General features: G+C 68.0%; 23 protein-coding genes. 16 read left to right on the forward strand and 7 right to left on the reverse strand.

From position 1 onward, the window contains the following. Nucleotide 1: 1 nt before the first annotated feature. Nucleotides 2-481 (reverse strand): tRNA (uridine(34)/cytosine(34)/5-carboxymethylaminomethyluridine(34)-2'-O)-methyltransferase TrmL, encoded by a 480-nt coding sequence (trmL, locus tag ACOZHM_RS06950; protein ID WP_421568412.1) that lies wholly within the window; start codon nt 479-481, stop codon nt 2-4. Between the two features lie 78 nt (nt 482-559). Beyond that, a complete protein-coding gene (locus ACOZHM_RS06955; protein ID WP_421568414.1) occupies nt 560-1,009 on the reverse strand; it encodes a hypothetical protein in 450 nt (149 codons plus the stop codon). A gap of 406 nt (nt 1,010-1,415) precedes the next feature. Here ACOZHM_RS06955 and ACOZHM_RS06960 point away from each other — a divergent pair, with 406 nt between their 5' ends. The 4 genes from ACOZHM_RS06960 to ACOZHM_RS06975 all read left to right on the forward strand — a co-directional run bounded on the left by ACOZHM_RS06960 (nt 1,416) and on the right by ACOZHM_RS06975 (nt 6,859). Beyond that, nucleotides 1,416-4,259: a M16 family metallopeptidase gene (locus tag ACOZHM_RS06960; protein ID WP_421568416.1), complete on the forward strand. Its 2,844-nt coding sequence runs from the start codon at nt 1,416-1,418 to the stop codon at nt 4,257-4,259. A 182-nt stretch (nt 4,260-4,441) separates the two neighbouring features. Further along, nucleotides 4,442-4,759 (forward strand): DUF4156 domain-containing protein, encoded by a 318-nt coding sequence (locus ACOZHM_RS06965; RefSeq protein WP_421568622.1) that lies wholly within the window; start codon nt 4,442-4,444, stop codon nt 4,757-4,759. Nucleotides 4,760-4,871: 112 nt separating this feature from the next. After that, complete coding sequence (locus tag ACOZHM_RS06970; protein ID WP_421568418.1) at nt 4,872-5,888, forward strand: 3-oxoacyl-ACP synthase III; 1,017 nt, start codon at nt 4,872-4,874, stop codon at nt 5,886-5,888. 80 nt (nt 5,889-5,968) lie between these two features. Continuing rightward, nucleotides 5,969-6,859, forward strand: coding sequence for an alpha/beta fold hydrolase (locus ACOZHM_RS06975; protein WP_421568419.1), 891 nt, complete (start codon nt 5,969-5,971; stop codon nt 6,857-6,859). Between the two features lie 34 nt (nt 6,860-6,893). On the opposite strand, the gene ACOZHM_RS06980 is transcribed toward ACOZHM_RS06975, so the two are convergent. Then, nucleotides 6,894-7,319: a YkgJ family cysteine cluster protein gene (locus ACOZHM_RS06980; RefSeq protein WP_421568420.1), complete on the reverse strand. Its 426-nt coding sequence runs from the start codon at nt 7,317-7,319 to the stop codon at nt 6,894-6,896. A 102-nt stretch (nt 7,320-7,421) separates the two neighbouring features. Between ACOZHM_RS06980 and oleC the strand changes: the two genes are divergently transcribed. The 3 genes from oleC to ACOZHM_RS06995 all read left to right on the forward strand — a co-directional run bounded on the left by oleC (nt 7,422) and on the right by ACOZHM_RS06995 (nt 10,301). Continuing rightward, on the forward strand, nt 7,422-9,077 hold the full coding sequence (gene oleC / locus ACOZHM_RS06985) for an olefin beta-lactone synthetase (RefSeq protein WP_421568422.1): 1,656 nt from the start codon (nt 7,422-7,424) through the stop codon (nt 9,075-9,077). Continuing rightward, nucleotides 9,074-10,084 (forward strand): 2-alkyl-3-oxoalkanoate reductase, encoded by a 1,011-nt coding sequence (gene oleD / locus ACOZHM_RS06990; RefSeq protein WP_421568423.1) that lies wholly within the window; start codon nt 9,074-9,076, stop codon nt 10,082-10,084. The genes oleC and oleD overlap by 4 nt, the downstream gene beginning before the upstream one ends. A gap of 61 nt (nt 10,085-10,145) precedes the next feature. Next, nucleotides 10,146-10,301 carry a DUF1328 domain-containing protein gene (locus ACOZHM_RS06995; RefSeq protein WP_038691201.1) on the forward strand — a complete coding sequence of 52 codons (156 nt, stop codon included), beginning with the start codon at nt 10,146-10,148 and terminating at the stop codon, nt 10,299-10,301. Nucleotides 10,302-10,398: 97 nt separating this feature from the next. On the opposite strand, the gene ddlA is transcribed toward ACOZHM_RS06995, so the two are convergent. Continuing rightward, the gene (gene ddlA / locus ACOZHM_RS07000; RefSeq protein WP_421568425.1) at nt 10,399-11,502 is read right to left on the reverse strand and encodes a D-alanine--D-alanine ligase; all 1,104 of its coding nucleotides are present in this window, start codon (nt 11,500-11,502) and stop codon (nt 10,399-10,401) included. A 147-nt stretch (nt 11,503-11,649) separates the two neighbouring features. Between ddlA and ACOZHM_RS07005 the strand changes: the two genes are divergently transcribed. The 3 genes from ACOZHM_RS07005 to ACOZHM_RS07015 are packed head-to-tail and all read left to right on the forward strand — an operon-like array spanning nt 11,650 to nt 14,680. Continuing rightward, entirely contained in the window at nt 11,650-12,291 is a 642-nt protein-coding gene (locus ACOZHM_RS07005) for a ubiquinone biosynthesis accessory factor UbiJ (RefSeq protein WP_421568426.1), read from the forward strand. Continuing rightward, complete coding sequence (gene ubiB, locus ACOZHM_RS07010; RefSeq protein ID WP_421568427.1) at nt 12,288-13,946, forward strand: ubiquinone biosynthesis regulatory protein kinase UbiB; 1,659 nt, start codon at nt 12,288-12,290, stop codon at nt 13,944-13,946. Before ACOZHM_RS07005 ends, ubiB begins: the two co-directional genes overlap by 4 nt. Beyond that, the gene (locus ACOZHM_RS07015) at nt 13,883-14,680 is read left to right on the forward strand and encodes a pseudouridine synthase (protein ID WP_421568428.1); all 798 of its coding nucleotides are present in this window, start codon (nt 13,883-13,885) and stop codon (nt 14,678-14,680) included. The genes ubiB and ACOZHM_RS07015 overlap by 64 nt, the downstream gene beginning before the upstream one ends. A gap of 31 nt (nt 14,681-14,711) precedes the next feature. Here the strand turns inward: ACOZHM_RS07015 and ACOZHM_RS07020 are convergent, their stop codons facing one another. Further along, nucleotides 14,712-15,299, reverse strand: a complete 588-nt coding sequence (locus ACOZHM_RS07020) for a DUF2059 domain-containing protein (protein WP_421568430.1) — start codon at nt 15,297-15,299, stop codon at nt 14,712-14,714. A 154-nt stretch (nt 15,300-15,453) separates the two neighbouring features. Between ACOZHM_RS07020 and arfB the strand changes: the two genes are divergently transcribed. From arfB to dcp, 3 genes are all read left to right on the forward strand, one after another. Continuing rightward, a complete protein-coding gene (gene arfB / locus ACOZHM_RS07025) occupies nt 15,454-15,885 on the forward strand; it encodes an alternative ribosome rescue aminoacyl-tRNA hydrolase ArfB (protein ID WP_421568431.1) in 432 nt (143 codons plus the stop codon). A 46-nt stretch (nt 15,886-15,931) separates the two neighbouring features. Continuing rightward, nucleotides 15,932-16,492: a lysophospholipid acyltransferase family protein gene (locus tag ACOZHM_RS07030; RefSeq protein ID WP_421568624.1), complete on the forward strand. Its 561-nt coding sequence runs from the start codon at nt 15,932-15,934 to the stop codon at nt 16,490-16,492. Between the two features lie 104 nt (nt 16,493-16,596). Then, entirely contained in the window at nt 16,597-18,753 is a 2,157-nt protein-coding gene (gene dcp / locus ACOZHM_RS07035; RefSeq protein WP_421568432.1) for a peptidyl-dipeptidase Dcp, read from the forward strand. A gap of 96 nt (nt 18,754-18,849) precedes the next feature. Here dcp and ACOZHM_RS07040 read toward each other — a convergent pair whose 3' ends face one another. Together ACOZHM_RS07040 and ACOZHM_RS07045 are read right to left on the reverse strand one after the other, a co-directional pair. Then, complete coding sequence (locus ACOZHM_RS07040; RefSeq protein ID WP_421568433.1) at nt 18,850-19,293, reverse strand: 3-dehydroquinate dehydratase; 444 nt, start codon at nt 19,291-19,293, stop codon at nt 18,850-18,852. 3 nt (nt 19,294-19,296) lie between these two features. Further along, nucleotides 19,297-19,701 (reverse strand): hypothetical protein, encoded by a 405-nt coding sequence (locus tag ACOZHM_RS07045; RefSeq protein ID WP_421568434.1) that lies wholly within the window; start codon nt 19,699-19,701, stop codon nt 19,297-19,299. A gap of 226 nt (nt 19,702-19,927) precedes the next feature. On the opposite strand from ACOZHM_RS07045, the gene lepB reads away from it, so the two are divergent. From lepB to ACOZHM_RS07060, 3 genes are all read left to right on the forward strand, one after another. Beyond that, a complete protein-coding gene (gene lepB, locus ACOZHM_RS07050; RefSeq protein ID WP_421568435.1) occupies nt 19,928-20,554 on the forward strand; it encodes a signal peptidase I in 627 nt (208 codons plus the stop codon). Nucleotides 20,555-20,686: 132 nt separating this feature from the next. Continuing rightward, complete coding sequence (locus tag ACOZHM_RS07055) at nt 20,687-21,661, forward strand: FAD:protein FMN transferase (RefSeq protein WP_421568436.1); 975 nt, start codon at nt 20,687-20,689, stop codon at nt 21,659-21,661. Beyond that, complete coding sequence (locus ACOZHM_RS07060) at nt 21,658-23,268, forward strand: sulfite reductase subunit alpha (RefSeq protein ID WP_421568438.1); 1,611 nt, start codon at nt 21,658-21,660, stop codon at nt 23,266-23,268. The genes ACOZHM_RS07055 and ACOZHM_RS07060 overlap by 4 nt, the downstream gene beginning before the upstream one ends. Nucleotides 23,269-23,276 lie beyond the last annotated feature (8 nt).

Consider the following 23,276-nt stretch of genomic DNA (forward strand, 5'->3'; position numbering starts at 1 on the left):
GTCAGGCGCCGCCGGCAAAACCCGATTGGCGCCAGGCCTCGTACATCACCACGGCGACGGTGTTGGACAGGTTGAGGCTGCGGTTGTCCGGCTGCATCGGCAGGCGCAGGCGGCGGCCGTGCGGCAGCGCGTCGAGCACGTCCTGGGGCAGGCCGCGGGTTTCCGGGCCGAACAGGAAGGCATCGCCGTCTTCGAACTGCTGGGTGTCATAGCGCACGCTGCCGCGAGTACTCAGGGCGAACAGGCGCTTGGGAGCAATCACCTGCAGGGCGGTGTCCAGATCTGGATGCACCTGCAGCCGTGCGTATTCGTGGTAATCCAGGCCGGCGCGCTTGAGCTGCTTGTCGCTCAGGTCAAAACCGAGCGGCTCGATCAGGTGCAGTCGCGCGCCGGTATTGGCGCAGAGGCGGATCACATTGCCGGTATTCGGAGGAATCTCCGGCTGGAACAACACAACATGGAACGTGGGCGTGGCGGTCATTCAAGCAGTGTAACTGCGCCGAATGATGGTAGGTAACGACGGTAGGTACGACTGTCAGTCGTTACTCCTCAGCCGCTCTCAACGAATCAGGGCCAGCGCCTGCAGGTCGTTCGGCGACGGGCGCACCTGCAGGGTCGGCAGGTTGATGATCACGTCGCGGGCCAGCGTGCCGGCGGCCGAGGCCAGGGCACCCATGTAGTCCGTGCCGCGGGCGTTCTGCTCGGCAGCCAGGGCGTCGCGCTGTTCGGCGGTCGGGCGGACTTCGACGGCGGCCAGGGTGGTGACGCGCTGGCTGTTGGCCAGTTCGGCGCGGTACTCGGCGATCTGGCCGGCGGTCGGGCGGACTTCCACCAGGGCCAGGGTGGGGATGCTGCTGGTGCGTTCGACGTTGGCCTGGGCGATCTGGTCGGCCGACGGACGGACCTGCACGGTGTCCAGGGTGGTGATGGTGGAAGCGGCATGCACGTTCGAAACAAACGCGGAGCCGGCGGCGAGGGCGATGGCGATTGCGATGGTCTTGGTGTTCATGACGGGGCCTGTTTAGTGTTGGTGAGCGGTGGTGTGGTAGTAAGGTAGTACACCGAATCTGGGGATGCAAGCGGAATGTGCAGATTTCGGTTTCTGTTCAGCGATCAGTCATGTTGCGTTTGATCGTCTTCCTTTCACACCCAGTACCAAGCAGGTCGCGTGCCAACTTTTATCCATTGATTTACAAGGGTTTTTTGCGTTTTCAGGAGTGTCCGGTGTCCGGACACCTGTCCGATCCATCCACGGGCAACCGTCCGCAGGCCGGTTCAGCCGGCGGCCATGCCGCCGCCGACGGGTTGCGAAGGGCCCGGAAAGTTCCCCTACACCAGCAATGACTGTTGGCGGATGCCATTCCCCGGGGTCACGGGCTAGCATCTGCCTTCACTTTCATGACCAAGGAACCGGAATGACCGTCCAACTTCGACCGCGTGCTGCGCTGCTGGCTGTAGCGCTCTCCGCCGCGCTGGGCACCCTTGCCCCGGCACCGGTCATGGCCAAGCCGGCCCAGGTGGCCAAGGTCGACATTCCCTTCGAGGAGTTCACTCTCCCCAACGGCCTGCGCGTGGTGGTGCACACCGACCGCAAGGCGCCGATCGTGGCGGTGAACATCTGGTACCACGTGGGCAGCAAGGACGAACCGGCCGGCCGCACCGGCTTCGCGCACCTGTTCGAACACCTCATGTTCCAGGGCAGCGAGAACCACGCCGGTGAGTATTTCGAACCCTTCAAGCAGGTGGGTGTGACCGGCCAGAACGGCACCACCAACACCGACCGCACCAACTACTTTGAAAACGTGCCCACCACCGCGCTGGACATGGCGCTGTGGATGGAGTCCGACCGCATGGGCCACCTGCTCGGCGCGATCGACCAGGCCGCGCTCGACGAACAGCGCGGCGTGGTGCAGAACGAAAAGCGCCAGGGTGAGAACCAGCCCTATGGCCAGGTGTGGGACAAGCTCACCCGCTCCATGTACCCAGAGGGCCACCCGTATCACCACAGCGTGATCGGCTCGATGAACGACCTCAACGCGGCCTCGCTGGAGGACGTCAAGAACTGGTTCCGCACCTGGTACGGCCCGAACAATGCGGTGCTGGTGCTGGCCGGTGACATCGACGTGGCCACCGCCAAGGAAAAGGTCGCCCGCTACTTCGGCGACATCCCGGCCGGCCCGAGCATGGCCCAGCCCAAGGTCGACGTGGCCAAGCGCGAGAAGTCCACGCGCGAAACCATGACCGACAAAGTGCCGCAGGCACGCATCTACCGCGCCTGGAACGTCGCCCAGACCGGCACCACCGACCTGGACCAGCTGCAGCTGTTCGCGCAGGTACTGGGTGGGGCCAAGTCCTCGCGCCTGGACCAGCGCCTGCTGCACCAGGACAAACTGGTGGACAACATCAGTGCCGGTGCCTACAGCTCGCAGCTGGGCTCCAACTTCGTGATCATGGCCACCGTGAAGCAAGGTGTGGACCCGGCCAAGGTCGAGGCGATCATCGACGAGGAAGTGCGCCGCCTGGTCAAGGACGGCCCCACCGCCGACGAGCTGAGCCGTGGCAAGACCGCGTTCCGTGCCGGCTTCATTCGTGGCATCGAGCGCATCGGCGGCTTCGGCGGCAAGGCTGACGCGCTGGCCGAATGCACCGTGTTCGAGGGCGACCCCGGCTGCTTCCGCCGTTCGCTGGCCACCATCGATGCGTCCACCGCCGCCGACGTGCGCGCCGTGGGCGCCAAGTGGCTGGGCGTGGGCGACCACACCCTCGTAGTGGAGCCGGGCGCCCGCGTGGCGCTGCCGGAACTGCCGTCGGCCAGCCCCAAGCCCTTCACCGTGCCGGCCGTGGACCCGAAGTTCAGCACCGGCCCGACCGTGGTCGACCGCAGTGCCGGCGTACCGCAGACCAAGACCTTCCCGGACCTGAAGTTCCCGCAGCTGCACCGCGCCACGCTGAAGAACGGCACCCAGGTCATCCTGGCCGAACGCCACGACATTCCGGTGGTGCAGTTCAGCTATGAATTCCCGGGTGGCTTCACCGCCGACCAGGGCCGCAAGTCCGGCACCGCCAACTTCACCATGGACCTCATGGGCGAAGGCGCCGGCAAGCTGGGCGCGCTGCCGTTCGCCGACGCTGCCGACGCGCTGGGCGCCACCCTGGGCGCCTCGGCCACGCTGGACAGCACCAGCGTGTATCTGTCCGCGCTGAAGGAAAACCTGGCGCCGTCGCTGGCGCTGTATGCGGACATGCTGCGCCAGCCGCGCTTCGACCAGACCGAGATCGACCGGGTCAAGGCGACCTGGATCGCCGGCATCCAGCAGGAGAAGGTCAACCCCAACGCCGCGGCAATGCGCGTGCTGCCCACCCTGCTGTACGGCGCGGGCCATCCCTACGCCATTCCGTTCACCGGCAGCGGCAAGGAAGCCGACATCGCGTCGCTGACCCGTGCGGACCTGGTGGACTTCCACCGTGACTGGCTGCGCCCGGAGCAGGGCACCCTGATCGTGGTGGGCGACACCACCCTGAAGGAAATCGTGCCGCTGCTGGAGCGCCAGTTCGGCGACTGGAAGAGCACCACCGCCGCGCCGCAGGTCAAGGCACCGGTCGACGTCGCACGCCCGGCCAAGGCCCGCGTGTACCTGATCGACCAGCCCGGTGCCGTGCAGGCCAATCTGTTCGCCGGCCAGGTCGTGCCGTCCACCATGGATCCGGGTGCCACCCGCTTCGACATCGCCAACGGCGTGCTGGGCGGCGACTTCACCTCGCGCCTCAACATGAACCTGCGTGAGGAGAAGCACTGGTCCTACGGTGCCCGCACCATGGCCAGCAGCACCCTGGGCCAGCGCCCGTGGATGGCGGTCGCGCCGGTGCAGATCGACAAGACCGGCGAAGCGATGAAGGAGATGCAGAAGGAGATCGCCGACTTCGCCTCTGGTGCCGAAGCGGTCACCCCGGCCGAGGTCACCCGCATCCGCAACATCCAGAACCTGAGCCTGCCGGGCGCCTACGAGACCGCCAACGCCGTGCTGGGCACCATCAGCAGCATCGTGCGCTACCAGCGCCCGGACGATTACGTGTTCAAGCGCAAGGCCGAGATCGAGGCACTGACCCCGGCGCAGGTCCAGCAGGCGGCCGCCACGCTGGACCCGAAGACCCTGACCTGGGTGGTGGTGGGCGACCTCAAGCAGACCGAAGCACCGGTGCGCGCGCTGAACCTGGGCGAGGTCACCGTGATCGATGCGGACGGCAAGCCGGCTAAATAATGCAGCCGGGCGCCGCCCGGCCACCCACCGTAGCGCCGGGCTCTGCCCGGCCGCTCTCCGTTCCGGGGTCATGAAGGCCTGACGGTAGCGCCGGCCGTTGGCCGGCCCTCGGGAACCTGTGCACCCGCGATTCAGCCCGTTCAGGCAGAATCCCCCTCATGACCTTCACGAGCATCCCCACCATGCGCCTTCTGCTGCTTTCCGCCCTGACCCTCAGCGCCACCGCCTGCACCTGGGTGCCGATCGAACCGCAGGGCAAGGCCGTGCAGGTGCTGCCGGCCGGGCCGGTCGCGTCGGGCTGCGTGAACAAGGGCGAGGTGGTGGTGTCGGTCAAGAGCAAGGTCGGCCTCTACAACCGCAACCCCCTGCGCGTGCAGGAAGAGCTGGAGACCCTGGCCCGCAACGAGGCCCACAGCGCCAGCGCCAATGCGGTCCAGGCCGTGGGCCAGCCGGCCGAAGGCAGCCAGCGTTTCATCGCCTTCCAGTGCCCCCCGCGCTGAACCCTTCACCGCTCCCGGCGACCATACGCCTGAAGCTGAATCCGTAAAGGTGCGGTGAATGGCCGTGGGGCTTACAATAGCGCCCCCTTTGCCTGAGCCTTGGCGCTAACTGATGCTCTTCAAGAATGTATCGATCGCCGGCCTGGCGCACATCGACGCGCCGCATACGCTGACGTCCAAGGAAATCAACGAACGTCTGCAGCCGACGCTGGATCGCCTGGGCATCCGTACCGACGTGCTCGGCGACATCGCCGGCATCCATGCCCGTCGTCTTTGGGACGCGGACATGCTCGCGTCCGACGCCGCCACGCTGGCGGCCCGCAAGGCCCTGGAAGACGCCGGCATCGGCGCCGACAAGATCGGCCTGCTGGTCAACACCTCGGTCAGCCGGGACTACCTGGAGCCGTCCACGGCCAGCATCGTCTCGGGCAACCTGGGCGTCAGCGACCAGTGCATGACCTTCGACGTCGCCAATGCCTGCCTGGCCTTCATCAACGGCATGGACATCGCCGCCCGCATGCTGGAACGCGGTGAGATCGACTATGCCCTCATCGTCGATGGCGAAACCGCCAACCTCGTCTACGAGAAGACCCTCGAGCGCATGGCCCTGCCGGGCGTGACCGCCGACGACTTCCGCAACGAGATGGCCGCCCTGACCCTGGGCTGCGGCGCCGCGGCCATGGTCATGGCCCGCACCGAGCTGGTGCCCGACGCGCCGCGTTACCGCGGTGGCGTGACCCGCTCGGCCACCGAGTGGAACCAGCTGTGCCGGGGCAACCTGGACCGCATGGTCACCGACACCCGCATGCTGCTGATCGAAGGCATCAAGCTGGCGCAGAAGACCTTCCTGGCCGCCCGCGAAGCACTGGGCTGGGCGGTGGAGGAACTGGACCAGTTCGTCATCCATCAGGTCAGCCAGCCGCACACCGCCGCCTTCATCAAGAACTTCGGCATCGACCCGAAGAAGGTGATGACCATCTTCGGCGAGCACGGCAACATCGGCCCGGCCTCGGTGCCGATCGTGCTGAGCAAGCTCAAGGAACTGGGCCGGCTGAAGAAGGGCGACCGCATTGCCCTGCTCGGCATCGGTTCGGGCCTGAACTGCTCCATGGCCGAAGTGGTCTGGTAACCGGCCACCGCAGCCCCGGTTGCGGGTTATTTCAATAGTCGAGGGCCGGTTCTACCGGCCCTTTTCACAGGTGCGATTCAATGCCCAAGCTTCCCGGTTACCCCGCCCATCCCCAGCGCTTCGAGGTCCGCCCGGGCCTGTCGATGAGCTACCTCGACGAAGGCCCGCGCGATGGCGAGGTGGTGGTGATGGTCCACGGCAATCCGTCGTGGAGCTATTACTGGCGCACCCTGGTGGCCGGGTTGTCGGACCGTTACCGCTGCATCGTGCCCGACCATATCGGCATGGGCCTGTCGGACAAGCCCGATGACGCGCACTACGAATACACCCTGCAGTCGCGCGTGGACGACCTGGATGCGCTGCTGGCGCACCTGGGCATCACCGGCCCGGTGACCCTGGCCGTGCACGACTGGGGCGGCATGATCGGCTTCGGCTGGGCGCTGTCGCACCACGCGCAGGTCAAGCGCCTGGTGGTGCTCAACACCGCCGCCTTCCCGATGCCGGCCGCCAAGCAGATGCCGTGGCAGATCGCGCTGGGCCGCCACTGGAAGATCGGCGAGTGGATCATCCGCACCTTCAACGCGTTCTCGTCCGGCGCCTCGTGGCTGGGCGTGGAGCGGAAGATGCCGGCGGATGTGCGCCGCGCCTACGTGTCGCCGTACAACAGCTATGCCAACCGGATCAGCACCATCCGCTTCATGCAGGACATTCCGCTGAGCCCGGCCGACAAGGCCTGGTCGCTGCTGGAACGCGCCGGCCAGGCGCTGCCGTCGTTCGCCGACCGCCCGGCCTTCATCGGCTGGGGCCTGCGCGACTTCGTGTTCGACCACCACTTCCTGAAGGGCTTCCAGGCGGCGCTGCCGCAGGCCCAGGTGCACGCGTTCGAGGATGCCGGGCATTACGTGCTGGAAGACAAGCAGGAAGTGCTGGTGCCAGAGATCCGGGCGTTCCTGGATTCGAATCCGATCTGACGGGGTAACGACCAACGGTCGTCACGCGCGGCCATCACGCCGCGATCGGCGCCTGCGGTGATGGGCTGTTGCCGTTGTCGTCCGGATGATCGTCATCATTGTCGGCGCCGTCGCGCCACCGCCAATCGGCCAGGCTCAACGCCGGCAGCCCGTGGATCGCCCGCGCCTTGTCGCACTGCGGGCTGGCCTTGCCAAACTCCCACGACGCGTCCACCTCGCGGCACACGCTGGGGCGGTTGGGGTGGATGCTGCAGCGTGAATACACGCCGATCTCCGCATCCAGCGCCACGCAGCGCACCGGCTTGGAATGGGTACCGCGCATGCACAGGCGGTGTGGGTCGAGCGGCTCGGTCAGCTGGTGCGGGACCCCGCCGGGGGTGACCTCGTCCGATTCCATCCAGTGGAAGGCCACGCGGTATTGGGTGCAGCAGGCACCGCAGGTCATGCAGGGATGGGACATGGGCATGCCGCCTCGGGCGGCAGGGGGTGGAAGGGCGAGGCGCGAATTTTCCACGGCTACGCCCGCCGCGCAAGATTTTTCTGCAGCGGCGACAATGAACGGATGAACAGCCCGATCAACATCGCCGCGCGTCTGCCCGAACTGGCCCGCGAACGCCCCGACCAGATCGCCATCCGCTGCCCCGGCCGGCTGGGCCCGGACGGCATGGCGCGCTATGACGTGACCCTGGATTACCGCACCCTGGACGCCCGCAGCGACGCCATGGCCGCCGGCCTGGCCGCCTACGGCATCGGTCGGGGCGTGCGCGCGGTGGTGATGGTGCGGCCCTCCCCGGAGTTCTTCCTGCTCATGTTCGCGCTGTTCAAGAACGGCGCGGTGCCGGTGCTGGTGGACCCGGGCATCGACAAGCGCGCGCTGAAGCAGTGCCTGGGCGAGGCCCAGCCGCAGGCCTTCATCGGCATCGGCCTGGCCCACGTCGCGCGGCTGGTGCTGCGCTGGTGCCCGGCGGCGAAGACGCTGGTCACCGTGGGGCGGCGCTGGGGCTGGGGTGGCACCACCCTGGCCCGGCTGGAGGCCGACGGCGCGCGCAACCCGCAGCCGATGGCCGCCACCGATGGCGAGGATGTGGCCGCCATTCTGTTCACCAGCGGCTCCACCGGCGTGCCCAAGGGCGTGGTCTACCGCCATCGCCATTTCGTCGGCCAGGTCGACCTGCTGCGCGCCGCCTTCGGCATGGAGGCCGGCGGCATCGACCTGCCCACCTTCCCACCGTTTGCCCTGTTCGATCCGGCGCTGGGCCTGACCTCGGTCATTCCGGACATGGACCCGACCCGCCCGGCCAAGGCCGACCCGCGCAAGCTGCACGACGCCATCGCCCGCTTCGGGGTCACCCAGCTGTTCGGCTCGCCCGCGCTGATGCGGGTGCTGGCCGACCATGGCCAGCCGCTGCCCGGCGTGCGCCGGGTGACCTCGGCCGGCGCGCCGGTGCCACCGGACGTGGTGGCGCGCATCCGCCGCCTGCTGCCCGACGACGCCCAGTTCTGGACTCCGTACGGCGCCACCGAATGCCTGCCGGTGGCGGTGATCGAAGGCCGCGAGCTGGAGAGCACGCGCGCGGCCACCGAGGGCGGAGCCGGCACCTGCGTGGGCCGCGTGGTGCCGCCCAACCAGGTGCGCATCATCGCCATCGACGACGCGCCGCTGCCGGACTGGTCGCAGGCGCGCGAGGTCGCCAACGGTGTGGTCGGCGAGATCACCGTGGCCGGCCCGACCGCCACCGACAGCTACTTCAACCGCCCGCAGGCCACTGCCGCGGCCAAGATCGCCGAGACCCTGGCCGATGGCAGCACCCGCGTGGTGCACCGCATGGGCGATGTCGGCTACTTCGACGCCGACGGCCGGCTGTGGTTCTGCGGGCGCAAGACCCAGCGCCTGGAAACCGCGCACGGCCCGCTGTACACCGAGCAGGTGGAGCCCGTGTTCAACGCGCTGGAAGGCATCGCCCGCACCGCGCTGGTCGGGGTGGGGGCGGCCGGTGCGCAGCTGCCGGTGCTCTGCTATGAACTGCAACCGGGCGCGGCCGATTCGCCGGCACTGCAGCAGCGGCTGCGCGACGAAGCCGCCGCGCATGCCGGCACGCTGCGCATCGAACGCTTCCTGCTGCACCCGGGCTTCCCGGTCGACATCCGCCACAACGCCAAGATCGGCCGCGAGAAGCTCGCGGTCTGGGCCGCAACCCGAATGGAACAACCCGCATGAAGATCCTTGTCACCGGTGGTGGTGGTTTCCTTGGCCAGGCGCTGTGCCGTGGCCTGGTCGAACGCGGGCATGAGGTGCTGAGTTTCAACCGGGGCGACTACCCGCCGCTGGCCGCGCTGGGCGTGGGCCAGATCCGCGGCGATCTCGCCGACGCCGACGCGGTGCGCCACGCCGTGGCCGGCGTCGATGCGGTCTTCCACAACGGCGCCAAGGCCGGTGCATGGGGCAGCTATGACAGCTACCACCAGGCCAACGTGGTCGGCACCGACAACGTCATCGCCGCCTGCCGCACCCACGGCGTGCGCACACTGGTGTACACCTCCACGCCGAGCGTTACCCACCGCGCCACCCATCCGGTGGAGGGGCTGGGTGCCGACGAAGTGCCGTACGGCGAGAACTTCCAGGCGCCGTATGCGGCCACCAAGACCATCGCCGAGCAGCGCGTGCTGGCCGCCAACGATGCCACCCTGGCCACCGTCGCACTGCGTCCGCGGTTGATCTGGGGCCCGGGCGACCAGCAGCTGGTGCCGCGCCTGGCCGAACGTGCCCGCGCGGGGCGGCTGCGCTTCGTCGGCGACGGCACCAACCTGGTCGATACCACCTACATCGACAACGCCGCGCTGGCGCATTTCCTTGCCTTCGAACACTTGGCGCCGGGCGCGGCGTGTGCGGGCAAGGCCTACTTCATTTCCAACGGTGAACCGCTGCCGATGCGCGAGCTGCTCAACAAGCTGCTCGCCGCCGTGGGTGCACCGGCCGTGCACAAGTCGATCAGCTTCAAGACCGCCTACCGCATCGGTGCGGTGGCCGAACGTCTGTGGCCGCTGCTGCGCCTGCGTGGCGAACCGCCAATGACCCGCTTCCTCGCCGAGCAGCTGTGCACGCCGCACTGGTACAGCATGGAACCGGCCCGCCGCGACTTCGGCTATGTGCCGCAGGTGAGCATTGACGAGGGACTCACGAGGCTGAAGGCTTCATCGCACGTCGAGAAATCCATCACTTCCTGAACACCGGGCGTTGGTGAAGATGGCAGCACGCCAATCCGGCACGCACTACGCGAGGATCGACATGCTGCACTACGCCGTAATCTTTTTTGTCATCGCCATCATTGCGGCGGTGCTCGGCTTCTCCGGCATCGCCGGCGCTGCCAGCAACATTGCCTGGATCCTGTTCGTGGTCTTCCTGATCCTGGCCGTGGTGTCGATGTTCCGCAAGCGGGGTTAGTGCGCAGGGTCATGCGCGCCCCTTCTCTCCGGGCAACCATGACCCAGCGCAGCCTCCAACGGCCTGGCGTTCGCAAGAGCGCCAGGCCGTTGTTGCGTCAGGGGCCGGTGATCGAACTGCGCAACGCCCGTTCGCTGGCGTGCCGCTCCAGCGCCAACTCCAGCAGCCGGCTGATCAGCGCGGTGTAATCCAGCCCACTGGCCGCCCAGAGCTTGGGATACATGCTGATCCGGGTGAAACCTGGCAGGGTGTTGATCTCGTTGATGACCACCTTGCCGTCACGTGTCAGGAACACGTCCACCCGTGCCAGCCCCGCGCAGTCCAGCGCCTGGTAGGCGCGCACTGCGATGTCCCGGATGCGCTGCTGGTCGGCGTCGCTGATGTCGGCGGGGACCACCACGTCCGCACCGTTCTCGCTGATGTACTTGGTGTCATACGAGTAGAACTCGTCGTGCACCACCACTTCGCCACATACGCTGGCCTCGGGCGATGCGTTGCCGAGCACCGCGCATTCGATCTCGCGGCCGTCGATGGCCGACTCCACCAGTGCCTTGTGGTCGTAGTCCAACGCCAGTGCCAGCGCAGCCTGGAATTCCGCCGCCGTACGAACCTTGCTCACGCCCACCGACGAGCCCTGGTTGGCCGGTTTGACGAACAGCGGCGTGCCCAGCTGCGCGGTCAACGCGTTGTAGTCGGCCGCGCCGGCCGTGCTCCGGGTGAAGCAGGCGAAGGGGGCCACGGCCAGCCCGGCGTCACGCAGCAGCCGCTTGGCCACCTCCTTGTCCATCGCCACCGCCGAGCCCAGCACGCCGGAGCCTACGAAGGGCAGGTTGGCCATGCGCAGCAGCCCCTGCAGCGAGCCGTCTTCGCCCAGCGTGCCGTGCACGATCGGGAACACCACGTCGATCTGGGCCAGCGCGGCGGCCGGGGTGGCCGGCACCAGCTGCTGCCGCTCGGCGCCGGGCAGCACCGCCACACCCTGACCGGAGCGGTTCAGCGCGATGCGCGAGGGGTCGGCGGCATGCAGCAGGAACCGGTCCGGGTCGCTCACGTGCCACTGGCCCTGCTTGTCGATGCCGATCAACGTGACCTCGAAACGCTCCTTGTCCAGCGCATCCAGGATGTTCTTCGCCGATTGCAGCGAGACCTCGTGTTCGGCCGAACGGCCACCGAAAATGATGCCTACCCGGATCTTGCCCATGCCTGCTGTCGCTCCTGCCATGCGTGTGAGGATGCCCATCATGAAAGGATTTCTCCCGTAGAGCCACGCCATGCGTGGCTGGAACTGCCGACGGTGCGTCAGCCACGCATGGCGTGGCTCTACCGGGCAGCGCGGTAGAATGTCGCCATGCCCCGCTCCCTGCTCTCCTCCCTCAAGCCCCTGGCCGGCAATGCGCTGCAGCTCGCGCTCAACCGCACCCTGGCGCTGGACCCCGATACCCGCCGCGCGCTGGTCGCGCTGGATGGCCGCCACATCGCCCTGACCCTCGAATCGCCGTCCCTGGCCATGCGCATTGGCGTGGAGGGCGAACGCCTCACCGTGGGGCCCGTGGACCCGCAGCAGGAGCCGGACCTGGCCGTGCGCAGCACGCTGGGTGGGGTGCTGGCACAGCTGCCGTTCCTGGCCAATGCGCGCCGCGGTGGCGACGCACCGGCGGGGCGGGTGAAGGTGTCCGGCGACGCCGAACTGGCGCGCCGCCTGCAACAGCTGGCCACGCGGTTCGACCCGGACTGGCAGCAGCCGTTCGTGCGGGTGTTCGGCGAGGTGCTGGGCGTACAGATCGCCAACGCCCTGCGCTCGGCCCTGCAGCATGCGCGCCGTGGCGCGTCCGACCTGGCGCACAGCGCCGCTGATTTTGTCACCGAGGAGTCGCGCGACGTGGTAGCCCGAGCTGAACTGGATGCCTTTCATGACGACGTGGACGTGATCCGCGACGACGTCGAACGCATGGCCGCCCGGGTGCAGCGCCTGGCGCAGGTGCGCGCATGAAGGCCATGTTCCGTGCCACCCGCATCGGTCGTGTGATCCTGCGTTACCGCCTGGACGACCTGCTGGAAGGCACGCCGCTGGAAGGCTGGCTGCGCCTGGCCAAGCCGTTCGTGCCGCGCGCCTCGGCGGACATCGCCGCACAGTCGCGCGGCGCCCGCCTGCGCCTGGCGCTGCAGGACCTGGGCCCGATCTTCGTCAAGTTCGGCCAGATCCTCTCCACCCGCCGCGACCTGATCCCGGCCGACATCGCCAACGAACTCACCCTGCTGCAGGACCGGGTCAAGCCGTTCGACGGCGCCACCGCGCAGCGCATCGTCGAAGCCGCGCTGGGCCGCCCGGTCAGCGAGGCGTTCGCCAGCTTCGACCTGGAACCGCTGGCCTCGGCCTCGATCGCCCAGGTGCATGCGGCCACGCTGGCCGACGGCCGCCAGGTCGTGGTCAAAGTGCTGCGCCCGGACATCGAGAAACAGATCGATGCCGATATCGCGCTGCTGAAATCGGCCGCCGCGCTGGTCGAACGCACCCATCCGCGCGCCGACAAGATCCGCCCGCGCGAAGTGGTGGCCGAGGTGGAAAACACCCTGGCCGCCGAACTCGACCTGCAGCGCGAAGGCGCCAATGCCAGCGTGCTGCGCCGCAACTGGGTGGATTCGGACGACCTGTATGTGCCCGAAGTGATCTGGAGCCATACCGCCGAACGCGCGCTGACGCTTGAGCGGGTGTGGGGCATTCCGTCGGACGACATCGCCGCATTGGACAAGGCCGGCATCGACCGCAAGGCGCTGGCGGCCAAGGGCGTGCGCGTGTTCTACACGCAGGTGTTCCGCGACAACTTCTTCCACGCCGACGCGCACGCCGGCAACATCTGGGTCGACACCGATCCGGCACGCCGCGACAACCCGCGCTTCATCGCGCTGGATTTCGGCATCATGGGCCAGCTGTCCGAAGAAGATCAGTACTACCTGGCCGAGAACTTCATGGCCATCTTCAACAAGGACTACCGGCGCATGGCCGAGCTCCATGTCGAAGCGGGCTGGATGCCGAACAACGTGCGCATCGATGAACTCGAAGCGGCCGCGCGTTCGGTGTGCGAGCCGTACTTCACCCGCCCGCTGTCGCAGATCTCGCTGGCCGAAGTGCTGATCAAGCTGTTCCGCGTGGCCCAGCGCTACGAGTTGACGCTGCAGCCGCAGCTGATCCTGCTGCAGAAGACCCTGCTCAACATCGAAGGCGTCGGCCGCCAGCTGGACCCGCAGCTGGATATCTGGGCCGTGGCGCGTCCGGTGCTGGAACGCATCCTGCGCGAGCGCTACAGCCCGCGCCGGGTGTTGAAGGAACTGCGCAAGCGCCTGCCGGAAATCATGACCCACACCCCCGACATGCCGCGCCTGGTGCATGCCTGGCTGCGCCAGCAGGTGGAAGGCGGGCACGAACTGTCGATGCGCTCGCAGGACCTGGTGGCGCTCAACGCCAATCTGCAGAAGCTGCAGAAGCGTGCGGTGGCCGCCATCGCCGGCGTGGGCCTGCTGATCGTCGCGGCGGTGCTGTATGGCATGCAGCCGGGCGGTTGGTACTTCGGCGATGCGCCGGTATGGAGCTGGGTGAGCGGCGCGGCGGGCCTGTTCTCGCTGGGCAGTGCGTGGTGGCGCCGGTGAGTGATATTGACGTGTCCGCCGACGCTCACGTCGAGGCGCCGGTGGCGCTGCCGCCGTTGCAGTTGTTGCACGTGGACGAGCGGCTGGCGGTGGTGAACAAGCCGGCCGGGCTGATGGTCCACGACAGCAAGCTGGCGCGTGGTGAAGATGATTTCCTTGCCGACCGGCTGCGCGAGCAGCTGGGCAAGCCGATCTTTCTGGTCCACCGGTTGGACCGCGCCACCAGTGGCTGCCTGCTGCTGGCCTTCGACCGCGAGAGTGCCAGCGTGCTGGGCAAGGCGCTGATGGGCGGCGAGGTGATCAAGGACTACCTGGCCATCTGTCGTGGCTGGCCGGCGGAAGAAGCGTTCACTGTCGACCATGATCTGGATGGTGGCCCCGGCAAGCCGGTCAAGAAGCCGGCCATCACTCATTTCCAGCGCGTGGCCGTGGGTGAGATCGCGGTACCGGTGGGCGAATTCGCCACCTCGCGCTACGCGCTGCTGCGCTGCCAGCCGCAGACCGGGCGCTTCCGCCAGATCCGCCGGCACCTCAAGCATCTGTCGCATCACCTGATCGGCGACACCAGCCATGGCGATGGCCGCCACAACCGCAGCTTCCGCATGCAGGGCATCCACCGCATGCTGCTGCACGCCGAGCGCCTGCGTTTCCCGCATCCGGATGGCACGCCGATGGATGTGAGCGCGCCGGCAGAGGGTGAGTTCCGCAAGGCGATGGATTTGTTTGGGTGGTGATGACGAACGCCGGGCAGAGCCCGGCGCTACGTTATTTCTTCGCGGGCGCGGCCGCCGGCGGGGTTTCTTCATTCACGATCGCCTCCAGGTCCTTCTGCAGGTCCACGAACAGCGGCTGCAGCTTTTCCTGGATCGCCACCATCACGTTCTGCATCAGCGCCGGGGTCTTGTCGAGCAGGCTCTGCCCGGCCGAACTCTCGTAGAACTCGGCCATCGCCAGCACGTCTTCCTTGCTGAAGGTCTTCTTGTAGAGGTCCACGTACATCGGCCGCAGCTGCTGCCAGGACAACGCCTTGCGGATGGTCTCGCTGCTGCGCTGTTCAATGCGCTGCAGCTGCGCCTTGCGGGTGTCGTCCAGCTGGCGCTGCTCGGCCATCTGCTGGAACTGCTGGCGCTGCATCGCCTCCATCTGCGGCAACATGGTGTCGAGCATGCTCTGCGCGCGCGACGCGGCCAGCAGGCGGTTGATGTCCGCGTCCGACGGCGGCGCGGCCAGGGTCGGGGCAATGGCGGCCACGCCCAGCGCGAGGGTCAGGGCCAGGCGGATCAGGCCACGGCGGGCCGGCGAACGGGTCGAAATCATGGAGGTGCATCCTGCGTTGCGTGGAACGCCGAGCATACCGTTGATACGGTCAAGCAGCCGTGCGCACCTTCAAAGACCTGCTCCCGTCCCGACGGTTCCGGCCCGTACCCGGCTTTTATGCGCCTTATCGACGTCATTGGTGAACATTGCGGTCACCTCAGGCGGCGGTCCTGCCTTTACAATGCCGCCCATGGGAAATGGGCCTGTCACCATCAACGCGCATCTGGCGATTCCGGACACGGAGATCGTCGAACGGTTCGTGCGCGCCAGCGGTGCCGGCGGGCAGAACGTCAACAAGGTGTCCAGCGCCGTCGAACTGCGGTTCGACGTGGCCGGCTCGCCCTCGCTGCCCGAGCCGCTGCGTACCCGCCTGCTGGCGCGGCGCGACCGCCGCATGACCGGCGAGGGCGTGCTGGTCATCGATGCCCAACGTTTCCGCACCCAGGACCGCAACCGCGAAGACGCGCGCGACCGCCTGGCCGCCTTCATCCAGGCCAGCCTCAGCGTGCCCAAGCCGCGTGTGGCCACCAAGCCCTCGTATGGCTCCAAGCTGCGCCGGCTGGATGAAAAGAAAGGCCGCGCGCAGATCAAGCGCGGCCGCACCACACGCAATTGGGAGTGATTGCTTGAACAACCGTAGTCCGCTGCTGCCGCCCGTGCCGCCCAACATGCCGCAGGTCAAACCCAACCGTTTCCTGCGCTGGCTGGCACGCTGCACCCTGCGCCTGGGCGGCTGGAAGGTCACCGGCACCTTCCCGGACGTGCCCAAGCTGGTCTTCATCGTCGCCCCGCATTCGTCCAACTGGGACGGCTTCTGGGGCATGGCGGCCAAGATCGCGCTGGGCATGCAGGTGAAGGTGCTGGGCAAGGCCTCGCTGTTCTGGTGGCCGCTGTCGCCGCTGCTGCGCACCCTGGGGGTCATCCCGCTGGACCGCAGCTCGCCGCAGGGCACGGTGGAGCAGGCGGTGAGCCTGCTGCGCAACTCCGACCGCCTCTGGTACGCCATCACCCCGGAGGGCACCCGCAAGGCGGTGACCCACTGGAAGGCCGGGTTCCTGAAGATCGCCCGCATGGCCGACGTGCCGGTGCTGGCCTGTTACTTCCACTACCCGGAAAAGACCATTGGCATTGGCCCGCTGTTCTATTCCACCGGCGACGACGTGGCCGACATGGCCGCCATCCGCGAGTACTACAAACCCTGGCACGGCAAGAACCGCGGCACCATCTGAGGCAAGGCCAGGCGCCACGTCCGGCACATGCCGGGCGCGGGCAATGGGAGTAGGGTGATCGGCTGCGGCTTTCGCCGCCTCACCTCATTCCAGGAGCCCGTTTCATGTCGCGTACCGTTATCTTGGCCGCCGCCATCAGCCTTGCGCTGGCGGCCTGTTCCGGCAAGGAGTCCACCCCCGTGTCCGACACCCAGACCCCCGCCGCGCAGCAGCCGGCCGACGCGTCCACCAACCCCCTGTTGAGCGCCAGCACGCTGCCGTTCCAGGCGCCGCCGTTCGACCGCATCAAGGACAGTGACTACCTGCCGGCCTTCAACGAAGGCATGAAGCAGCACCTGGCCGAAGTGCGCAAGATCGCCGACAACCCCGAACCGGCCACGTTCGACAACACCATCGAAGCGCTCGAGCGCAGCGGCGAGACCCTGACCCGGGTGTCGCGCGTGTTCTTCGGCCTGGTCCAGGCCGACACCAACGAAGCGCGCCAGAAGATCCAGGAAGAAGTCGCCCCGAAGCTGGCCGAGCACCAGGACGAAATCAGCCTGGACCCGAAGCTGTTCGCGCGCATCAAGAGCATCTACGACCAGCGCGCCTCGCTGGGCCTGGACCCGGTGCAGACGCGCCTGGTCGAGCGTGATTACCAGGAATTCGTGCGCGCCGGTGCGCAGTTGAACGACGCCGACAAGGCCAGCCTGCGCAAGCTCAACGTGGAAGAAACCACGCTGGCCACCCAGTTCCACACCCGCCTGGTGGCCGCCACCGCCGCTGCCGCCGTGGTAGTGGACGACAAGGCCAAGCTGGCCGGCCTGAGCGAGGAGGAGATCAACACCGCCGCCTCCGACGCCAAGGCGCGCAACCTGGAAGGCAAGTTCCTGCTGCCGCTGCAGAACACCACGCAGCAGCCGGTGCTGGGCTCGCTGAGCAACCGTGAGCAGCGCGCCGCCGTGCTCAAGGCCTCCGAAACCCGCGCCGAGCGCGGCGATGCCAACGACACCCGCGAAACCGTACAGCGCCTGGCCCAGCTGCGTGCGCAGAAGGCCAAGCTGCTCGGCTTCGAGAACTACGCCGCCTACAGCCTGGCCGACCAGATGGCCAAGACCCCGGCCGCCGCGCTCAAGCTGCTGACCGACACCGTGCCGGCCGCCACCAACAAGGCGCGCGGCGAGATCGCCGAGATGCAGAAGGTGATCGACGCTCAGAAGGGCGGCTTCCAGCTGGCCGCGTCCGATTGGGACTTCTACGCCGAACAGGTGCGCAAGGCGCAGTACGACCTGGACGAGTCGCAGATCAAGCCGTACTTCGAACTCGACAACGTGCTGCAGAACGGCGTCTTCTACGCCGCTACCCAGCTGTATGGCATCACCTTCAAGCCGCGCACCGACATTCCGACCTACCACCCGGACATGAAGGTGTATGAAGTGTTCGACAAGGACGGCACCTCGCTGGCGCTGTTCTACACCGATTACTTCAAGCGCGACAGCAAGTCCGGTGGCGCATGGATGGACGTGTTCGTCGAGCAGAACGGCCTGACCGGCGACAAGCCGGTGGTCTACAACGTCTGCAACTTCACCAAGCCCGCTGCTGGCCAGCCGGCGCTGCTGAGCTTCGACGACGTCACCACCATGTTCCATGAGTTCGGCCATGCGCTGCACGGCATGTTCTCGAACGTGAAGTACCCGTCCATTGCCGGCACCAGCACCTCGCGCGATTTCGTCGAGTTCCCCTCGCAGTTCAACGAGCATTGGGCGCTGGACCCGAAGGTCTTCGCCAACTACGCCAAGAACTACAAGACCGGCGAGCCGATGCCGCAGGCGCTGGTCGACAAGATCCTCAAGGCGCGTACCTTCAACCAGGGCTACGCGACCACCGAGTACCTGTCGGCCGCACTGCTCGACCTGGCCTGGCACACCCAGCCGGCCGACGCCAAGCTGCAGGACGTGGCACCGTTTGAAGCGGCCGCGCTGAAGAAGTTCAAGGTCGACCTGCCGCAGGTACCGCCGCGCTACCGCACCACCTACTTCGACCACATCTGGGGCGGCGGCTATTCGGCTGGTTACTACGCCTACTTCTGGGCCGAAGTGCTGGACCACGATTCGTTCGAGTGGTTCAAGGAGCACGGTGGCCTGACCGCTGAAAACGGCCAGGTGTTCCGCGACAAGATCCTCTCGCGCGGCAACAGCGTGGAGCTGGCCGACCTGTACCGCGAATTCCGCGGCAAGGATCCGTCGGTGGAACCGCTGCTGGTCAATCGCGGTTTGAAGTGATCCCGTAGGGATCACGGTAGGTACCAACTGTTAGTTGGTACGTGGCCGAGCTGAAAACGAACGGCAGGGGAAACCCTGCCGTTCGTGTGTCCGGCCCTACGTGCCCACGCGGCACCCCACCTCGCTGCAACCGAGGTGATCGAGCGCGATCTCCAACGCATGCATGTAACTCTGCGCGCAGTACCCGTGTGCCACGCCGATGCGATGGCCGACATCGGCCGGCAGGCACGCTTCGGGCGCGCTGCTGTCATCGTCATGTACTTCCACGTACACGTTGTGCAGATGCGGCAGCAACCGCTGCAGCCGCGGGCTGCCCACGCATGCGCCGGGGTCCAGCAGCGTCACCTCGCCGCGGCTGTGATCCGCCACGCGCAGCGCATCCAGCAGTTCCTGTTCCGAACCACACGCGCGAATCGCCACCGTGGTGCCCGCATCGATCGCGCGGTGCACCAGCGCCTTCAGCACCGGTGCCGGCAACGGCTGCGCGGTACGGATCAACGGCCCGCTCGCTTCCGGGCCACGAATGATGAAGATCGACATGGCTCAGGCACTCCCTTCCACGGTCAGCAACCGGCGTGCGGCGATCGCCAGCGACAGCCGGCAGGCGTCCTCGCGACCACTGCTGCATACCACCCGCGCCACGGGCGCGTGCTGCGGGTGCAGGTGCGCGTCCAGGCCGTCGTCGTCGTTGGCCGCCATCTCGATATACGGCGACGGCAACGCCTCCAGCGCCGCACACAGCGCGCGGCCGTGCGCGGCCCACTGTGCCGGTTCGGCGGCGGCGGTCTCGATCAGCACCCACGCCGGCTGACTCTCCCGGGCCTGGCGCAGGCACTGCAGCAGCGCCGGCAACGTGGCGCAGTCCTGGCAGTGCACGGCGTGGCCGGCCAGCTGGGCCGGCACCGGCAGCGGGTCCGGCGACGGCTGCCGGAGCAACAGGATGGTCATGGAACACCTCGACAAAGCGCCCGGGGGCGCGGTGTCGCCACGATGCGCGTGGAGGGCATAAAGTGGCGATGACCCGCATGCCGGAGACGCGTAAACAATGCGTAGCTTTTCGCAGCGGTAGGTGACGCAGGCAGCGGCAACGCCGTTGCCAACGTCGCTCGTCGCTATGGGAACTCGGGGCGCACACCACCGGTCAGACCCCACTCACACCCGCAAGGATCGCCACATGACCACTGCCGCCGCCGAACCCCAATCCAACCGCCTGCTCCACTGGCTGAAGAAGGAAGCCCTGCCGCTGCTGGTCATGCTCGGCCTGCTCGCCGCCGCGCGCGACAGCCTGGCCAACCACTACCAGGTGCCCAGCGGCTCCATGCAGCCCACCCTGGAACCGGGCGACCGCGTGGTCGTGGACATGCGCGCCTATGGCCTGCGCCTGCCGTTCACCTCGGTGGAACTGCTGCACACCGGCACGCCGCAGCGCGGGGAAGTGGCGGTGTTCGATTCCCCGCAGGACGGCACCCGCCTGATCAAGCGCGTTGCCGCGGTCGGCGGCGACCGGGTGGACCTGTTCGATGGGCACCTCAGCATCAACGGCCAGCCGCTGGCGCAGGCGGGTCTGGGCGAGGTGGAAGACTTCGGGCGCATCCTGGCTCGGCTCGACCTGGCGCAGGGCGGCGGCCCGGACATCACCGGGCTGACCGTGCCTACGGGCAAGGTGCTGATGCTCGGCGACCATCGCGGTAACAGCGCCGACGGCCGTTACTTCGGGCTGGTAGACGCCAGCACGCTGTACGGAAAGGCAACGCGCGTCTATTACCGGCGCGGCGAAGGCTTTACCTGGCAGGCGCTGTAGGGATTGCGTTGCCGGGCAGAGCCCGGCACTACGTTCTGCGGGCAGAGCCCGGCACTACGTTCTGCGGGCAACGCCCGGTTTCCCGTTTTTGCCGGGCAGAGCCCGGCGCTACGTTCTTCAATGTTGGACCTGATGACCGCTCCCGTTCTCGACATAGCCAGCCTCGGTGGCCACACCATGGGCACCACCTGGCAGGTCAAGCTGACCGCGCCCGTTGGCCGCGACCTGCACCCGCTGCATGCGGGCATCCAGGCGCAGCTGGATGCCGTGGTGGCGCAGATGAGTACCTGGGAGGCAGGCAGCAACATTTCCGAATTCAACCGCGCAGCGGCCGGCACCTCGCTGCCGCTGCCGGCACTGTTCGCCGAGGTCGTCGAGGGTGCGCTGGATATCGCACGTCGCAGCGACGGCGCATTCGATCCCACCGTGGGTCCGCTGGTAGCGCTGTGGGGCTTTGGCGCCCACGCGCATGCCCAGCACGTGCCCGACCCTGACCTGCTTGCCGCCACGCGCGCACGCTGCGGGTGGCGGCGACTGCAGTGGCACAACAACACGTTGCTGCAACCCGGTGGCCTGGAACTGGATCTGTCGGCCATCGCCAAGGGCTTTGCGGTGGATCTGATCCACCGCTGGCTTCGCGAGCACGACGTCGCGGCAGCGCTGGTGGAAGTGGGCGGCGAACTGCACGGCTACGGCCGCAAGCCAGACGGGCAGCCGTGGCGCGTGCTGGTCGAAGCCGGTCCCGAGGAAGAGGCCGAGCTGTCATACCCACCCCGCGTGCTGGCGCTGGACGACCTGGCCGTGGCCACCTCCGGCGACCGCTGGCACCAGTACATGCATGACGGCACGCACTACAGCCACACCCTGGACCCGCGCGTGGGCGCACCGGTAAGCCGGGCCGCCGCCGCGGTGACGGTGGTGGCGCGCGACGCCATGCACGCCGATGGCTGGGCCACCGCGCTGACCGTGATGGGCGCAGAGACCGGGTTGGAGTTCGCCACGACGAACGGCCTTGCCGCGCGCTTCATCACCCGCAGCGCGCGTGGCATCGAGGAACACCTGAGCCCCGCGTTCGAACAGCTGCTGGCGCAGCAGGCGGCCGCATGAGCGCCCGCCCCTCGCGCGCCGTGCTCGGCAACGTGCTGGTGATGCTGCTGCTGGCAGTGCTGGGCTGGCTGCTGCTGCGGCTGCACCTGCAGGAACCGTGGTGGCAAAGCGCGCCACTCGCCTCGCAGTGGCGCTGGGCGGCCGGCAGCCTGGCGGCCTATGCCGCGTTCTGCGCACTGCTGTGGTGGCGCGGCCGCCGCCGCGATGACGCCGCGCCCGAGGGCGAGGCGGCGCCGCTGCTGCTGGCCTGGGCCAGCCAGACCGGCTTCGCCCAGCAGCTCTGCGAGCGCAGCGCCGAGGTGTTGCGCGCTGCCGGCGTGGCGGTACGCGTGCGCGGGCTGCACGAGTTGGATGCGCCGCTGCTGCTGCAGACCCGCCGCATGCTGCTGATCGCCAGCACCACCGGCGAGGGCGACGCCCCCGACCATGCCCTGCCCTTCCTGCGCCGGGTGATGCCGCAGGACCTGGCGCTGCCGGACCTGCACTACGGCGTGCTGGCGCTGGGCGATCGCAGCTACGGCCACTTCTGCGCGTTCGGCCACCAGCTCGATGCGTGGCTGCGCCAGCACGGCGCACACCCGCTGTTCGACACGGTGGAGGTGGACAACGCCGACCCGGCCGCCCTGCGCCACTGGCAGCAGTTGCTGGGCCAGCTCGGTGGCGGCGCGACCGACCTGCCCGACTGGACGCCGGCGCAGTACGCGCATTGGCAGCTGCACGAGCGCCAGTTGGAAAACGCAGGCAGCCCCGGCGCCGCAACGTGGCGGGTGGGCCTGGTGCCGGCCGACGGCGTGCTGCCCGCGTGGCAGGCCGGCGACGTGGTGGAGATCGGACCGCAGCACGGCCCGGCCGATGTCGAGGCGTGGTTGGCCGCGCACGCGCGCGACGGCGGCGCGCTCATCAACGGGCAGCCGCTGCGCGCTTACCTGGCCCGTTCGCACCTGCCGGTGTTGCCCGATTCGGTACCGGCCGACGATGCGGCATTGGTTGCCACGCTCAAGCCGTTGCCGCACCGCGAATACTCCATTGCCAGCATGCCGGGCGAAGGCCAGGTGCTGCTGTTGCTGCGCCGCCTGCTGCGCCCGGACGGCACCCCGGGCCTGGGCAGCGGCTGGCTCTGCGATCACGCGGCGCTGGGTGGGCGCATCGACCTGCGCTTCCGCAGCAACCCCAATTTCCACGCGCCCGCGCACGACGTGCCCTTGGTCCTGATCGGCAACGGCACCGGCATCGCCGGGCTGCGCGCGCACCTGCGCGCACGGGTCGATGCGGGTGCGCGCCGCAACTGGCTGCTGTTCGGCGAGCGCACCGCCGCGCACGATTTCCATTTCGGCGACGACCTGCAGCGCTGGCAGCGCGACGGCATGATCGCGCGGCTGGACACGGTGTTCAGCCGCGACGGCGGAGAGCACCGCTACGTGCAGGACCGCCTGCGCGCGGAGCTGGACACGCTGCGCCAGTGGGTGCGCGAGGGCGCCACGATGCTCGTCTGCGGCAGCCTGCAGGGCATGGCCCCGGCCGTGGATGCGGTGATCGAGCAGGCGCTGGGCCGCGAAGGCAAAGAGGCGTTGATCGTGGCAGGCCGCTACCGCCGCGACGTGTATTGATTGCACGA

The sequence above is a fragment of the Stenotrophomonas sp. PD6 genome (assembly GCF_049199305.1).
GTDB lineage: Bacteria > Pseudomonadota > Gammaproteobacteria > Xanthomonadales > Xanthomonadaceae > Stenotrophomonas.